Raw genomic sequence first — 15,191 nt, 5'->3', positions numbered from 1 at the left:
GATCACCTCGCTTATCCTCGACATAAAGTGTGGACGGTTCGATCCCGGAGGAGGGATCACGAAGTGGAAGCGAATCGACGAGGCCATTAGTCGGCAGCAGGTTGCCCAAGGAGACGGCCGCCCCCTTCTCGCGGTCGCGTGCAAAGCGGTCGAACCTAGTCGCTTGATGTCCGCGGAGTATCCCGAAGCTGCTGAGCACTTACATGCGGAGCTCGACACCGTCCTGTCCACCGAAGGCTACGGGCTAACCGACGACGGGCGGGCCCACAAACTGGCACGTAAGGCAACCTTCGAAGAAGCCCGCAACAAGGCGTTGAGCTTGAGAGAACACCTCCAAAAGCGCGGCTCCCACGAGGAAATTCTCAAGCACTGTCGGGAAGAACTTCTACAAGACGAATCGGACTACTACGAGCTCGTTTTTGAAGCGGCCAAAGGTTTGGAGGATAGAATCCGCCTGCTGTCTAACAGCACAATGGACGGACGCAATCTCCCGCAGAATGTGCTCGGGTCGAAGAATCGCAAAGTTCCAATCAACTCGGGTGCAACGAAGACACAGCGCAATGAGCAAGATGCCGTCGCACTTCTCGTTGAGGGCGTGATCGCCGGATTCCGCAATCCACAAGCCCATGAGACGAGGCTTAGCTGGACAGTGACGAAGGAGGACGCTCAGGACGTCCTCGGTTTGATGGCGCTCATCCACCGGCGCCTCGACACCGCGGAGGACATTCTGCGCGGCGGGGGTGCTGACACTGTGAGCTAAGAGCCGTTGATGGCCTCGGTGACTTCGCCCGCCATGAGCTGAGCAATACTTTTGCATCGAAGCGCTCGCCCTGCTTGACCGTGACCCAATCATCGTTTCGGAGCGAGATGAGCGCTGACGAAACAATGGGAGACCCGTTGATCGGGCTCGTCCAGGTACCACCGTCAACGACGTACTCATCATCAGGGGTGATAACGAGCCGCTTGTACCTGCACTCAAAATCCGTCGGCCGAGTCTCCGGCTGGGATTTTCTCACTTTGAGGTCCTCGAACGACTCGGCGAGGGTTTCTCGCACCGTGTCCAGGTCGGTGGTGTCGTGGACAACGTGAACCGACTCGACGTAGTAGTCGTTGCCAGAGGCCGCGAAGATGCGGACGGGTTTATCAAACTTCGCAGAGGAGAACGATCCGTCATCGAAAGACGTGGTCGTCCCCGCCTTAACGTGGTCGGTTAAGCCCGGAACCATGTACGCCAACGGCATGTTCGACAACGTCGTTGTCACGCGAGTTTCCGCCTCGGAGTCCGTATCGGCTTTCGTTGCGGGTTTCGGTGCGAGCCCTTGAGCCGCCCCGCCCTTCTGCTTAGAAGCAGGGCCGGTGTAAGCGGTGTTACGCACTCGTCGGCCGTCTTTGGTCTTGACGAACTCTAAGTGTGCTTGACTCGGGCGGTGAGCGGTGTCTTTGCGGCGTGGCATCGTTTTCTCCTTGCGCTAATCGGCGGGTGCGCCAGAGAAACTAGCCGGAGGCGTCGAAGTTCTAACCTGCAACGACCGAACGTTCCGTTAGACAGACCACTGCCGGGATACCCGTCTTGCGAATCGCAGCCGCCTTCCGTTTCGCTTTACCGAGGTCTGTGGTGCGCCCGAAGAACTCCGAGCCGCACTCGCTCCATACCTCGTAGCACCTGTCATGGAAGCAGGTCTGCGCAGGTTCCCGGGGTTGATCCTCAAACGGGTACTGCCCCTCCCGTTCCAAGACATGCTGCTCGAAGTGGTCCTCGGCTATCAGCGCTCCGCGCTCCCACAGTGACAAAGCTCCAAACGGCGCTTCTGCTTCCAGACACAGCAATCCGGTTGGCCGGTCGGTGCAACGGAGCAAGGTTTAACAGAACACGGGTTGTGGGTACAAAGAGGGTATGACTAAGTTAGCTGGCTAAGTGTGAGCAGATCAACCTTAACTTTTTTTCACTAGTCAGACCCGAGAGCGCCAAGTTGGAGCCTAGTCTCCATGTCCTTCTTCAACATCACTGTTTTGATCACTAGTATCCAATACATCTACATCCGCGTGATTCCAACGGAAGCTACTATCCGCTTTAGTTAACCGAGCGCATTCCTGCTTCCATTCCTCGTCCGTCAACAGAATTGCCCAATTGTCATTATCTAATTCATCCTGCGATTTCGGATAGAACTCTTCAATGTTGGTTATACGGCTCCAGGTGTAATCCATAATCGGATTGTGGGGGTCGACTTGGAAACAACACCAAGCTCTAAGCCAGTTAATGCCTTGTTCTGCCGTTCGCACGATTTCTGCAAATTCAGGATAATCATTATCGGCATGCTTGATCCCTTTGTAAGCGGTGTTAAATCTGCTAGCCCATTGCGCAGGATGCAACATTGCAATCCTTGGCATGCTAAGGCATATCCGTTTCAGATAGACAGGAAAACAGTTATCTACTGTTCCCCGCTCTACTTGGCCAGGGATTCTGTGCCCGAATTCCTCTACCGCAACTGCTACATTTAACAGCCGATTCTCCCAAGAGATCTTTTCGGATAAAGCTCTTTTTAAAGCATCGACACCGGGCTTATTATTTGCCCAGAACTCTAGCCAGCGGGAAAGAACCTCGGGGTTTTCCGTGGAATAGTGGATTAGCGCCTCAGGATTTCGGCCTTTTTCTATATCAAGCAAAGCACCCTCGTTACCTAAAGTTTCGACTCTACACTCCTCCCAATAGTCAGGATCGATTGGTCGATGATTGAGGTCAAGTACCGGATTGCTACTCGAGCTAACGCTTCGCTCAGAAAAACCAATAGGTTGACCGTATATGATCGAAAGAAAGTCGAGAATTGCGGAATGTTCCTCAAACGCAACATCACGTTCTTCTGGCTTCTCCAGCTTTGTGATAATTCGAGCAATGCTAAATGCCTGTAGCCCCTTGCCCATTCCGATTGACTCAGTACGTGCTTCAATAACAATCCGGTGGTTCAACTGTCCCTTAAACGGAATTGTCTTCGGCTTCTTGAGATTGATCGCCAGCCAGTTTTTATCGTCTCTGTAATCGGAATCGATAAGCTCTGTACACTCCGGCATCCAGTTACGCAGCATCGGCACGTACGAAACAACCTCAGATGCGTTCTCCCATGTCCTGCCATTTCCATCGAAGATCAATTGTTGAGGTCGCAGTTCCCACCGTTCAACTCCCTGAAATGGCCCCGCACCCTGCACCTGAATTGTCCAGCAATTTGCTACCTCGACTTGCCCCAGTTCGTCTACAAAAAGGAAGTCAAACGAACGGTTCCAGGTGCCACGGGGAGTTACCGAACCCGTCCAACGTTCCTTAGGCTCGGCATATTCCGAAACCAGTGAGATCACACACTGACCACCCCGTCGTGATAACGATGCTGAAATTGGCGCATGTCCATCTGAGATGATCCAACCTTGCCGATCCCGATCTGCGGTCAAAACGTTATTGGTTTTCAATTCCCAGCCAATCCGAAAGTAGTTTCATCAACCCTGCGAAATGGGCAACCCTAATTTTAACCATGTTCCTCAACTAACTGTTCATAATTTGTCTGCAAAAGACACTGAGAGTGCAGATTTTCAAGAATGCGTGAGCGGCCTGCACGTCTACAGCAACATGCTCGCCGTCGGGTTCGAGAAAGCGGACGGCGCTCTCATTGCGGCGCATGAAAATTTGTAGGCTCGCGAGGCTGTCTCGGTCGAGGTGTAGGTCAAGGTGCAGAAGCACTCGGTCGTTGTCTGTTCGGCTGTGCCGGCTGGGGTGGTGGAGGTTCATGGGAGCACAGCCTGCCTATTCATCCCTGGTAGTCGTCAACCACGGGGGCACATGTTCTCTACTCACCAGCGTGACGTTTCAACCGCGGGTCGTTTTTCGGATTCGATCCGCTCCCACGTTGCCCCGTAGACGGCGGCTTTCTCTCCCTGTGCCAAGCGTTCACCTACTTCACCGAGGGCGGCACGAGCCTACCAGTGGACGGACAGGAGCTGAAAGTCCTCGTCACGTACTTCGAGTCGGAAACCCGAGGCGGGGTACGTGTCGCTCAGCGCATTGCCGTGGAGGGCATAAAACGTGTGGGGCGCAGCCTGGTCAGCCCAGGAGTCACCGGGGCGTTGTCGTGGAGTCTCAGTCATGGAATGACAGTGTGACGTCGCCATCGGTTTACCGCCAGCACCGGGGGTACAAGTTACGACCGGAGATGCGACGACAATATGTTCGAATCGAGGCGTTCATTTTCTTCGGGCTTGTCTGACCTCCCCGCTACGATAAGACAGACAAGATCAATACCGTCCCGACGAACGAAGCGAGGCAGCGAAGCGGTGGCCGGAGCGAAGCAACTACTTGAGTTGACCTGGTTCAACAAAGACAAGGCACTCATTCCCAGTGAGGAAGGCAAGTACGCCTACGAGTGGGTTGACCCCAAAGACCCCCGGTACTGCGAAACCCGCACTCTCGTCATTGACGAAGTCGTCACCGGCTCGCAGTCTCCAAAAAAAAGAGGGCACCCAGTACTCGGAACGCGCTGACCTGGAGCCCACCGACGACAACCTGCTCATTCTCGGCGAGTCAGGCGACGTGCTTGAGGCGCTGACTCGGGTACCTGAGCTTCGAGAGAAGTACCTGGGGAAGGTCAAGTGCATTTACATTGATCCGCCGTTCAACACTGCCCAGACTTTCGCGAACTACGAGGACAACCTCGAACACTCCGTGTGGCTCACCATGATGCGTGACCGCCTCATTCACCTCCGCAAACTGCTAAGCGCTGACGGGTCGATCTGGGTTCACCTTGATGATGTGGAAAACCACCGCATGCGCGTACTCATGGACGAAGTGTTTGGAGCCGGCAGTTTCGTTGGCGAGATGGTGTGGGAAAAAGATAAAGGTCGTCGAAACGATACCGGTATTTCCGGAGCCAACGACTTCATACTCGTCTACGCCCCCATGGGTAACCAATGGAAAAATGCCCGAAATTTGCTGCCTCGTTTGGCATCGCAGGATGCGCGTTATCAGAATCCAGATAACGATCCGCGTGGTCCATGGTTGCAAGGAGACAACGGTACTGCGAAGAGCGGAACTGAGGCCAACAGATTCCCGGTCACTTTGCCCTCCGGCAGGGTAGTGACACCACGAGGAAGATACTGGCGTTTCACTCCGCAAGGGTTGGAGGACGCCCGAGCGGAGGGGCGAGTTTGGTTTGGCCGCGATGGCGACTCTCTGCCAGTCATCAAACGCTACCTCACTGATGTCCAGCAAGGCCTGGTTCCAAGAACCTGGTGGACGGCCGACGAAGTGGGGCACAATCAAGAGGCGAAGCGGGACCACCTGAACAAAATGTTCCCTGAGCTGGAGGATACTTTCGCTACCCCTAAACCAGAGCGTCTGCTGGAGCGAATCATCCATATAGCGACGAATCCCGGTGACATCGTTCTCGATGTATTCGCAGGTTCTGGAACTACAGCTGCTGTCGCACAAAAGATGGGACGGCGTTGGTTGTCTTGTGAACTGGTTGAAGACACCTTTCGGCGCTTCACACGCCCACGGTTGGAAAAGGCCATCAATGACAACGACCCAGGAGGAGTCACCTTTACGAAAGATCGGGAGCCCAAACCCGGTGTGGAGGTGCCAGAGAAGTTCGACACAAAGAAGATGGAAGACGCTTCCAAACTTCTGCGAGCCATCCGTTCCGAACGAGACCTGAGCGACGACGAAAGCGCCGCGATTAAGACCGCTCTTAAGTTGATCGCCACCCGCCCCAGCACTGTACGGAACTGGCGCGGAGGCGGCGGCTTCACAGTTGCCCACCTTTCGCCACAATGTTTCGACTATTCACCGGAACTGAACCTCGTCACGCTCACCGAGGCGGCAACCGGACCGACATTGGTCAACTCTGTGGCTGCGAACCTCAACTTCGCGCTCACACCCGATCACCGTCACTTCGACGGCAAGCGCGGTTCCATGTTCCTCAAGGTCGTGGAGGGCCGCCTTGACCGCGAAAAGGTCGAGGAGCTGCTCACACACCTCGGGAAAGGCGAAGGCGCAACGCTTGCCGCAACGGAACTCGAACCGGGAGTTCGACAATTCGCGAGGACAACTGACAAGCCGTGCCAGATTGTCCACATTCCCAACGACATCTTTAGCTACTCGGGCACGCAGGAGGGCAAGTAGACATGGCACTTCCAATCGCACTTGACCAAGGTCTTATCGACACTATTGCGGCCGAGTTCGACCTGCGCGACCCGAACAAGCGAGCGTTGCGTCAACTCATTTTCAGCCTCACCGGCGACTTCGATCCACAAGAACCGATGGTCATGCACATGGCTACCGGAGCGGGCAAGACGTACCTCATGGCCGCGCTCATCGAGTATTTGGCACGATTCGACCTCACGAACGTGATGGTTGTCGTCCCTCCTTCGACGGTCTTGGAGAACAAGACCGTCCAGAACTTCACGCAAGGCTCGCGTCGCTACGTGGGTGGTTTTTCGGCCGCGCCACAGGTTGTCTCCCCGGGCAACTATGGTGCTTGGCGAGCCGGCCAGTCGGAGGTGTTCCGCGACACCGCCGACGGTCCTATGGTCTTCGTCTTCAACGTGACACAGCTCATCGAGCCAAAGAAGGCTGACGCTGCTGCGGGCACCGAGGACGGCATGCGCCGCAAGATTCGAGACCACCAGGAAGAAACCGGATCACTTTACGACCACCTAGTCGGCCTCGATGACCTCGTGGTGATCGCAGACGAATCGCACCTTTTCGGCTCGTCCGCGAAGGCGTTCAACCAGGCGCTCAAGGACCTCCGCCCCGCGGCAACGATTGGTCTGACCGCTTCGGCATCCGATACGGACCATGTCATCTTCCACTACCCGCTGTACCAAGCCATTGAAGACGGCTACGTGAAATCCCCGATGCTGGTGTACCGCGAAAACGGTTACCCGAAGGACTCCGCAGAAGAACGCCAACTCCTCGACGCAGTGTCACTTCTTCGCAACAAGGAAGCAGCGTACGAGGCTTACGGCGCAGCCAACTTCCCCGGTGAAGCTGGTGAAGCGAAACGCACAAAACCACTGCTGTTCGTGATCTGTGAAAACGTGGCCCACGCGGACGAGGTGACAAAACTGCTCCAAGGCCCAGGGTATTTCGATGATCCAGAGGCAGTACTCCAGTTCGACAACAAACACAATGACGCTGTCACGCTGCGGCGCCTAGACGAGCTCGACAGCCCGGCCTCGACGGTGCGGGCCATCGTCTCAGTTGATCGGCTCAAAGAGGGCTGGGACACCAAGAGAGTTGCGGTCATGTGCGCTCTTCGCGCCATGTCCTCAGACATTCTCACCCAGCAGACAATGGGTCGCGGCCTCCGGTTGCCTTACGGGGTAAGGACGGGTATCGCGGGGCTCGACCAGTTGGACATCTTGAGTCACAAGTCGTTCAAGTCACTGCTCAAAGACGAGGACGTGCTGCACTCATTCGGTCTAGGGGATGCCGCTCAAGGCGCCATCTCGGGAATGGACGTGGAGGAGAGTTTCCTCCAAGGAGAGCAGCAGGTTCAACCCCAGACCGGAGTGGCCGGCCACGGAGACAACCAAGCCACCCCGGGTGCTGGCTCGACGGCGTGGCCAGGCCCCCAGGCCGGTGGTAACGATGCCGATGCTGGACAGGCAGGCGCCTCTACCGCTGGGGAGACGACACAGGTCACCGGTGGTGAAAACGGAGGCGTGAAGTTCCGCAGGGTCGGCGACGACGAGTCCATGCAGAACCAGAATCCGATTCCCGCGACGGTCATCAAGGTCAACCACGAGTTCGCGGGGAAAACGTTCCTGTTCCCCTCAACTGTGATGGCGAAAGCAACGTCGCCGTTCCTCTTGAGCCACATTGACGACGAGGACATTATCCGGGCTGCGAAGCGTGTCTCGGACTCCAAAGAGGCGCTCACCCGTGAAGAAATCGTGGTCCGAAGGGACAAGCTCGACACGAAACGAAGCGCCGACGCGGAGGTCGAATCGGCTCCCGTGGCGGAAGACGTTGTCATCAAAGAACTGACCCGACGCGTGTTTGGACTTGGTGTTGTCACCCAGGACAAGAAGAACGCCATCACCCTGGCTCGGTATATTCTGCCGACATTCATGCAAAACGCGGGCATCGACCACTGGACAGAGAAGGCGAAGCAGTCCGCAGTTGACGAACTCGTCGCCCTGGTCAACGCGAAAGCGAAAGAGCACGCCAGCAACTTGCAGACCGAAACGACCATCGTTCCGGTCGAATTGCCGATTGACGAGGTAGTGACCTTGCCATTTGGCAAAGGGGTGCTCCAGCAACTCTCGAAAGACCAGCAGGCGAAGTTCAAGCCGCGAGAGTTTTACGACGGGTGGAACCGCGGACTGTTCCCCGCAGCGAGCTTCGATTCGTGGGGCGGCGAGTACTTGCTGGCTCTGTTGCTGAACTACACCTCGGACATTGTCTGGTGGAAGCGGCTGTACGTCTCTGACGGGGCGTCAATCATGTACAACACGAAAGACACCTACTACCCGGACTTCGTCGCACAAGATGCCGCCGGCACCATGTGGATCATCGAGGGCAAGTCCGACAAGGGACGAGATGACGAAACGGTTCAAGCGAAACGAGCCGCGGCCCGGGTGTTGGTACGCGAACTGCTCAGCGAGGACGACTTCGAGGGCCAGGAGTGGGGCTACGTCATTGCCTACGAATCAGACATTCGCGCGTCCGAATCGTGGGAGGACTTGAAGCGGAAGTCGAATCCTGGCTTGTAGGGATACAGATGGTGAAAGACCTTCAATGAAGAAAGGAAGGTGTAAAGGCTTGGGCAAAGAACGAAATCCAGATTCGGTAGCAGCACTAACCGGGCTTCTCGACGCGAGAAGAGACCGGATGCTTTACACGTACCGCACTCAAGAGAAAGCAGCAGACCGCTACCAGCAATGGGAAAAATGCCGCAAGACCACTTCGATCATTTTGACAGCCTTAACTGCGGGTGCTTTCCTAGCGAGCTTGGGGGGCCTGTTTTTCGATCCCGAGGTGAACGCTGTTCTGGTTTCCGGGGCGGCAGCGTTGGCCACAATGCTTACATTTTTGGGCGAGTCTGTTGACTGGAAGAAGTCTGTAGAAGCCCACAGAGCGGCCGCAGTGGACCTACGTACCATTCACAATCGGTACGAGTCACTCACCTGGGATATTGAACACGATGCAATCTCTCTTGAGGATGCTCTGGTCAAAAGAGACGAGCTGGAAAGGGACGAAAGGAATCTGCTTTCGAAATCACCGCGAACAACGAGTGGGGACTACAACAAGGCTGATGAAGCGATTAATGGTAAAGAAAAACCTCAATCCACGCAGAAGGAAATTGACGCACGCACGCTATGGCGGAGGAAGTAACCGTAGTGGATCAGAACGAGCTTCTCAGTGAAACATTAAACAACCTGAAAATCGACAATGCGAACATCATTGAGCAACGCCGCGATGAGATTACCAAGGCCTTAAACAAAGAGTTTGCCGGTTCAGAGTCTGACTCTACCAACCGGTTAATGGTTGGGTCCTGGGGCCGCCACACCGCTATACGCGGTATCTCTGACCTCGATATGCTGTACCGCTTACCTGCATTTCTTCGGGACGAATTTGTAGCCGATGGAGGTGCTTACAAGGCGCTAAGCCAGGTTCGAACCGCTCTCAAGCATCGGTACCCTAAGACCGAGATTGGTGTGGACAGATATGTCGTGAAAGTCCAGTTTGGTGACTTCAAGTTCGAGGTACAACCGGTTTTCGAAACCGATGAAGGTCATTTCGAATATCCCGATACGTACAAAGACTGTTGGAAATTAACAAAGCCGAGGGATGAGATTGAAGCCATCCGTGAGCTCGATGGATCAACAGGAGGCAAAGCTCGTAAGCTCTGTAAGCTGACGCGTGCTTGGAAGAAGAAGCACGATGTCCCGATTAACGGCCTCCTCATCGACACACTCGTTCATCGTTATCTCGCTTCGCAACTAGCCGATGATGTGACGCTTCCCAGACTTCCGATACTGATAAAAGAATTTTTCGACTACCTCTCCGAGCTGCCCAAGCAGGACACTTGGTACGCGCTCGGCAGCGGGCAGAAGATCACTAACGAGAGGAACTTCCAGAACAAAGCGAAGGAGGCACTTTCACTCTGCCAAGATGCAATCGCGGCCAATGGTAAGTCCACGATGAATCAAAAATGGAGGTCCATATTCGGAAAGTGCGTCCCTCTGGATTCGAACGATCAGGCGCGGGCTACTCGGTTGGAAACCTTCAACTACATCGACACTGAACAGTTCATTGAAGAGCGTTTTCCGACGGCAGCTACTGTCAGCGAATTAGCTGTCGAGTGCATGGTTACGCAGAATGGCTTTCGATCTGGACCGTTGAGACGAATCCTGGAGACCTACAATTTCCTGCGTCCACATAAGCAACTTGATTTCACGGTAGATACGAGAGACCTACCGCCGAGAACTGAGCTCTGGTGGAAGGTTCTCAATCGTGGAGACGAGGCTAAACGGCGGAACCAAATCCGCGGCCAAATTTTCAAGGATTCCGGAAAAGGGAAACATCGGGAATCTACCTTGTTTAGTGGCCATCATTACGTCGAGTGCTACGCCATCAGGGATGGTGTTCTGATAGCCCGCGGACACGTAGATGTACCGATTAGTTGAGCCCTACTGTTCGCGCTTGGGGGCGAGTTTGGACTCAATGCGATTTTTCCACGGACTGAAGCCTCCGTTAGAGAACGATCCTTGCTGCTAGATTAAATTTCGGAAACCGCCTCATGAGTCGCGACATAGTTGACACTTCAGTCGTGGCAAGGTTGCTATTTCAACCACAGCATCGCGGACACGCTGGCACCCCAGCCCCCCCCTACTTGTGAGTTGCCGTGGATGTGAAACGCGTCTCATCTAAGAAAGGGTTTAACGTTTCCTGAGCGTCGACCCCTTTTCTTGGTCTAACCTAAGAGCGATTGCAATAGAAATTGCATGTTTTTGAAACCTCAAAAGGAGACCCCCATGAAGCGTTTTGCTACTGCTGCCGTCGCTGCTGCGACAGCCCTCAGCCTCGCTGCTGCCCCAGCTCAGGCTGCTCCGAGTACACCCACTGACGCTCAGAAGATTGAAGCCGCAAAGCTAGTTGGTATGTTCGTCCTCCGTGGAACCGGTGCTGCACCGAACACCAAGGCGACCGGAGAGATGGCTGCAGGATCCGTCATGGCAGGCTCTTCTGCCAAGACTGCTTACGGCGCCACCCAGTTCGGTTGGACCCTCACCTGGATCGCCGTGGCTGCCGCAGGCATCGGCCTGATCGGCGCCGCTGCAAAGCAGGCTGGCATCCTGCGTTAAACCACTGCATCACTTTTCTGGCCACGAAGGTGCCTGACAGTTCTCGTCAGGTACCTTCTTCCGTGAAAAGTCCCTTCTTACTAAGGGACATGTAGCGCTCTTCTCTGTTAACCGTTAGCTCGGCCTCGAAGTATCGGCCCTTTTCGTCGACGATTCTCCACGCGCGCTGATATTCCTCGGGTTCAATCTCTTCGACGCGCCAGTCTGGTCGCATGTGGGAAATACCTTCGATACTCCACGCTGGGTCATCGCACTGCGACAGGATGCGATCCCACTTAACGAAGATCTCTTCGATAGTCATCTCTGGCATGGGAATGCTGAACCCATCCAGCAAGAAGGTTGCGAATGTGCCGCTCTGATTGATGGGGACGTACAAGAAAACGGTCTGTGGGCCAAAAATCTCAAACGCGGCATCGCCAACGTCCCCCGCAACCGAAGTAACAGCATCCTCGCCCGGCTGATATGGAACCTCCTGATTAACAAAGCCAGGTAGATCTTGTTGCAGCCCCCACTTTCGCATCGCTTCCGCAGCGTTGCTGACATTCAGACCGGCTGTATTCCCTTCCTGAGCTTGCCCAGACCATCGCCACAGAAGCGTTGGAGGGTCCTCAGCGACAGAAGCGATTAGGTGAGCATTAGCTGTTAGCTCTCCCTTAGGCCCCTTGAACACAAAACGGTGGATGCCACCATAAGATTCAATGTTGTACTGCCATCCCTCACCGAGTTGGTCGATTATGAAGTCAATAATCTGCTCGTTACGTGCTGTTGCGTAGAGAGTCGCGTGCTGCCCGACTCTGCGAATATCGGGGATCATGCGGTTAAACTAACACCGCCCAATTCAGCTCGCCCGCTGAACCTCGACCCCCTGTCCGGGCCGCCCGCTATGGTTGTAGCCATGACTGCGAATAGCCGCTTTAACCCTATTGACGCCCTCCGCTCCCTCCCCCTGGGCAAGTCCCAGAAGTCCGCGGAACTGGATCTTCCAGCTCCCACTCCGGGCTCCTTCGCTGTGATCACCGGCGCTTCCTCCGGCATCGGCAAGGCCATCGCTGAGGAGCTCGCCCGGCGCGGCTACGACCTGCTCCTGGTCGCCCGCACCGTAGCCCCAATGCAGGAAATCGCGGATGCATTCCCGGACCGCGACGTGCAGATCCGTTCCGTCGACTTGGCGGATGCGCCCGCCCGCGCAGAGCTGCTGGAAGAGCTGCGCACCACCCCGGTCAGCATCATCATCAACTCCGCGGGCGTTGCCACCTTCGGCCAGTTCAAGGACCTCGACTGGGACTACGAGCGCCTGCAGTTCGAGCTCAACGCCACCGCGCTCTACGAACTCACCCAGGCCGTGCTGCCCGGCATGCTGGAACGCGGCGAGGGCGGCATCGTCAACGTCGGCTCCGCCGCGGGCAACATGGCCATCCCCGGAAACGCCACCTACGTCGGCACCAAGGCGATGGTCAACACCTTCACCGAGTCCCTGCACTACGAGCTCAAGGATCACGGCATTAAGTGCACCCTGCTGGCGCCCGGCCCGGTGCGTGAGGCTCGCAAGGAAGACGAGCAGCTCACCGAGGTTGACGATGCCGTACCGGATTTCCTCTGGACCACCTACGAAGACTGCGCCATCGACACCCTGGTCGCGCTGTCCAAGAACAAGCTCCGCGTAGTCCCCGGCCCGCTGTCCAAGGCCATGAATTTCGTCTCCACCTACCTGCCGCGGAAGGTCACCGCGCCGATCGTGGGTAAGTTCTACTCCCAAATGGCAACCGAAAGCGACTGATTCCGAGGGGGCGTCACCAAAAACGACATAGAATTATCAACAACAGAAAGGAACCTCCGTGAACACCACCCCGAATCAAGTTGCCAAGAACGATCGACTCGTGTGGGTCGACTGCGAAATGACGGGCCTCGACCCGGACCAACACGTGCTGGTAGAGATCGCAGTGATCGTGACGGATGCGGACCTGACCCCGCTCGACGAGGGACTGGACGTGGTGATCCACGCGACCGAGCGCGACCTTGACCGCATGGATGCCGTCGTGACGAAGATGCACGGCGAATCCGGACTGACGGAACAGATCCGCGCCTCCGACTTCACGCTGGAAGAAGCCGAAGAGCAAGTCCTGGAGTACGTGAAGAAGCACGTCCCCACCGCAGGTGTCGCACCGCTGGCAGGCAACAGCATCAGCGTCGACCGGAAGTTCATCACCCGCTACATGCCGCACCTGGACCAGTACCTGCACTACCGCATGATCGACGTCTCCAGCCTGAAGGAGCTCGCCCGCCGCTGGTACCCGCACGTGTACAACGGCCAGCCCGCCAAGGGCATGACGCACCGCGCGCTGGCAGACATCAAGGAATCCATCCGCGAACTGGATTACTACCGCCGCGCAATGCTGGTGGAAGCCGACCCGGCCAATGCAGACGTGAACGCCGCCGCGAAGGCAGCGACGGAACGCTTCCCGATCTAGCGCCGCTTTAGCCCGCGTTCAGACCTCCCGACCTGGCATTTTGGTTAAGTCGCGGGGTGTCGGCTAACATGAAATCCGCTGTTTTCAACAGCAATGGTGACTGTAGTTCAGCTGGTAGAGCACTAGGTTGTGATCCTAGGTGTCGCGGGTTCGAGTCCCGTCAGTCACCCCAAATCTTTTCCAAGGTCTAGTGATGCTAATGAGTAACACCGATCTTCAAGCAGCGTTTCGGGACGTCTTCCGCGGACACCCGGCGGGGGTAACGCTGATCACCGCGACCGTCGACGGCGAGCCCGTCGGCCTGACCGCATCGTCTGTTTCTTCCCTATCGCTAGACCCACTGTCGATCAGTTTCTCGCTGATGAAACGCACGGGTTCGGCAGGCAAGTTGCTGCGTTGTAGCAGCATGTTGGTGCACTTTCTTAATGACGCCCAGTCCCCCATCGCGCACTCCTTCGCCACCTCGGGCGCGGACCGCTTCGCGGAATCTCAAGGGTGGGTAACCGCGGAGACTGGCGAGCCGCTGCTGCCGAATTCCCGGGCAGTGATCCGCGCGCGCATTTCCGATACGGCGCAGGCCGGGGAGGCCACGCTGGTGGCCGCGGAAGTGCTGGATGTGTCGGAGACTTCCACCGATTCCGCGCTGCTCTTCCTGGGCCACGAGTTCTACAGCATCGACGGCTTGCAGCCCTTCTAGCGGCGGCGCAGCTGGGCGCCACGCGCGACGCGCATGCGGCGCTACGCGCGACCTTCCGCGGCTTGTCGTTTCCGCCCGCGGCGCTACGCGCGGCGGGTGGCTTCGTAGCCGGCCTCATCGACCGCGTCGACGACCTGCTGATCCGTGAGCTCCCCTGCTGCGCCGTCGTGTTCGAACGTCAGCAATCCCTTGTCGGCGCTGACCTCAATGTTCGTGACACCCGGAAGGTTAGAAACTTCTTCCTTGACGGCGTTTTCGCAGTGTCCGCAGCTCATTCCAGTGACGTTGTAGGTGTATGTGCTCATGATGCTTGCCTTTCTTTGCCGTTGCTTTCGTAGCCTTCTTAGTTTTCAGCGCTTCGAAAACACGCTTTATTCCACGGTATGCCACAGCGGGTACGCCATACTGCACTGCATGGGCTCGCAGTGCCTGCACCTCGAAGATATGTGCGCGCGGACACGCGCGGACACGCGCGGACACGCGCGGACTTCTCCCTCCCTTTCAGGGGCAAATGTCCCAAATCTTCGAGTTATTGCGAAAACCAGAATCTCCGCCAAAATCCGACCCCCTCTGACCTGCACAAACAGAATAGTTATGTTCTAAGACGTGGAATTTGGGACATTTGGACTCCCCAGGGCATCCCCGAGTGCCCCGCGCCCCCAGAAAAATCCCCG

13 protein-coding genes, 1 tRNA gene and 1 pseudogene are annotated in these 15,191 nt (G+C 56.4%); 10 read left to right on the top strand and 5 right to left on the bottom strand.

Annotation, left to right across the window (positions count from 1 at the left end):
* Positions 1 to 760, top strand: a 760-nt coding sequence (locus L8U58_RS08875; RefSeq protein WP_269955159.1) for a TIGR02391 family protein, incomplete at its 5' end; no start/stop codon positions are given.
* Here the strand turns inward: L8U58_RS08875 and L8U58_RS08870 are convergent.
* From L8U58_RS08870 to L8U58_RS08860, 3 genes are all read right to left on the bottom strand, one after another.
* Positions 693 to 1,262, bottom strand: coding sequence for a hypothetical protein (locus L8U58_RS08870; RefSeq protein WP_149029082.1), 570 nt, complete (start codon positions 1,260 to 1,262; stop codon positions 693 to 695). The two genes, L8U58_RS08875 and L8U58_RS08870, sit on opposite strands and share 68 nt — an antisense overlap.
* Before the next feature lie 715 nt (positions 1,263 to 1,977).
* Positions 1,978 to 3,456: a hypothetical protein gene (locus L8U58_RS08865; RefSeq protein WP_232501698.1), complete on the bottom strand. Its 1,479-nt coding sequence runs from the start codon at positions 3,454 to 3,456 to the stop codon at positions 1,978 to 1,980.
* 504 nt (positions 3,457 to 3,960) lie between these two features.
* Entirely contained in the window at positions 3,961 to 4,128 is a 168-nt protein-coding gene (locus L8U58_RS08860) for a hypothetical protein (protein ID WP_155272463.1), read from the bottom strand.
* A gap of 186 nt (positions 4,129 to 4,314) precedes the next feature.
* Here L8U58_RS08860 and L8U58_RS08855 point away from each other — a divergent pair.
* From L8U58_RS08855 to L8U58_RS08835, 5 genes and pseudogenes are all read left to right on the top strand, one after another.
* Positions 4,315 to 6,160: pseudogene (locus L8U58_RS08855) on the top strand (site-specific DNA-methyltransferase).
* A gap of 2 nt (positions 6,161 to 6,162) precedes the next feature.
* Entirely contained in the window at positions 6,163 to 8,757 is a 2,595-nt protein-coding gene (locus L8U58_RS08850; protein ID WP_269955158.1) for a DEAD/DEAH box helicase, read from the top strand.
* 49 nt (positions 8,758 to 8,806) lie between these two features.
* Entirely contained in the window at positions 8,807 to 9,379 is a 573-nt protein-coding gene (locus tag L8U58_RS08845) for an SLATT domain-containing protein (protein WP_115737492.1), read from the top strand.
* Between the two features lie 5 nt (positions 9,380 to 9,384).
* Positions 9,385 to 10,674: a nucleotide-binding domain-containing protein gene (locus tag L8U58_RS08840; protein WP_011273192.1), complete on the top strand. Its 1,290-nt coding sequence runs from the start codon at positions 9,385 to 9,387 to the stop codon at positions 10,672 to 10,674.
* A gap of 348 nt (positions 10,675 to 11,022) precedes the next feature.
* Positions 11,023 to 11,352: a hypothetical protein gene (locus tag L8U58_RS08835; RefSeq protein WP_011273190.1), complete on the top strand. Its 330-nt coding sequence runs from the start codon at positions 11,023 to 11,025 to the stop codon at positions 11,350 to 11,352.
* Between the two features lie 46 nt (positions 11,353 to 11,398).
* Here L8U58_RS08835 and L8U58_RS08830 read toward each other — a convergent pair whose 3' ends face one another.
* Complete coding sequence (locus tag L8U58_RS08830) at positions 11,399 to 12,166, bottom strand: DUF6882 domain-containing protein (protein WP_034975742.1); 768 nt, start codon at positions 12,164 to 12,166, stop codon at positions 11,399 to 11,401.
* A 159-nt stretch (positions 12,167 to 12,325) separates the two neighbouring features.
* Between L8U58_RS08830 and cmrA the strand changes: the two genes are divergently transcribed.
* The 4 genes from cmrA to L8U58_RS08810 all read left to right on the top strand — a co-directional run bounded on the left by cmrA (position 12,326) and on the right by L8U58_RS08810 (position 14,517).
* Positions 12,326 to 13,129 carry a mycolate reductase gene (gene cmrA, locus L8U58_RS08825; RefSeq protein ID WP_269955160.1) on the top strand — a complete coding sequence of 268 codons (804 nt, stop codon included), beginning with the start codon at positions 12,326 to 12,328 and terminating at the stop codon, positions 13,127 to 13,129.
* A gap of 58 nt (positions 13,130 to 13,187) precedes the next feature.
* Positions 13,188 to 13,820 (top strand): oligoribonuclease, encoded by a 633-nt coding sequence (orn, locus tag L8U58_RS08820; protein WP_034969063.1) that lies wholly within the window; start codon positions 13,188 to 13,190, stop codon positions 13,818 to 13,820.
* 96 nt (positions 13,821 to 13,916) lie between these two features.
* Positions 13,917 to 13,992 (top strand) — tRNA-His (locus tag L8U58_RS08815).
* Between the two features lie 27 nt (positions 13,993 to 14,019).
* Complete coding sequence (locus L8U58_RS08810; protein WP_237744606.1) at positions 14,020 to 14,517, top strand: flavin reductase family protein; 498 nt, start codon at positions 14,020 to 14,022, stop codon at positions 14,515 to 14,517.
* Between the two features lie 83 nt (positions 14,518 to 14,600).
* On the opposite strand, the gene L8U58_RS08805 is transcribed toward L8U58_RS08810, so the two are convergent.
* Positions 14,601 to 14,822 (bottom strand): heavy-metal-associated domain-containing protein, encoded by a 222-nt coding sequence (locus L8U58_RS08805; protein WP_034975739.1) that lies wholly within the window; start codon positions 14,820 to 14,822, stop codon positions 14,601 to 14,603.
* Positions 14,823 to 15,191: the final 369 nt, after the last annotated feature.

This window comes from Corynebacterium macclintockiae, from assembly GCF_027570165.1.
GTDB lineage: Bacteria > Actinomycetota > Actinomycetes > Mycobacteriales > Mycobacteriaceae > Corynebacterium > Corynebacterium macclintockiae.
This window is presented reverse-complemented; position numbering and strand designations above follow the sequence as displayed.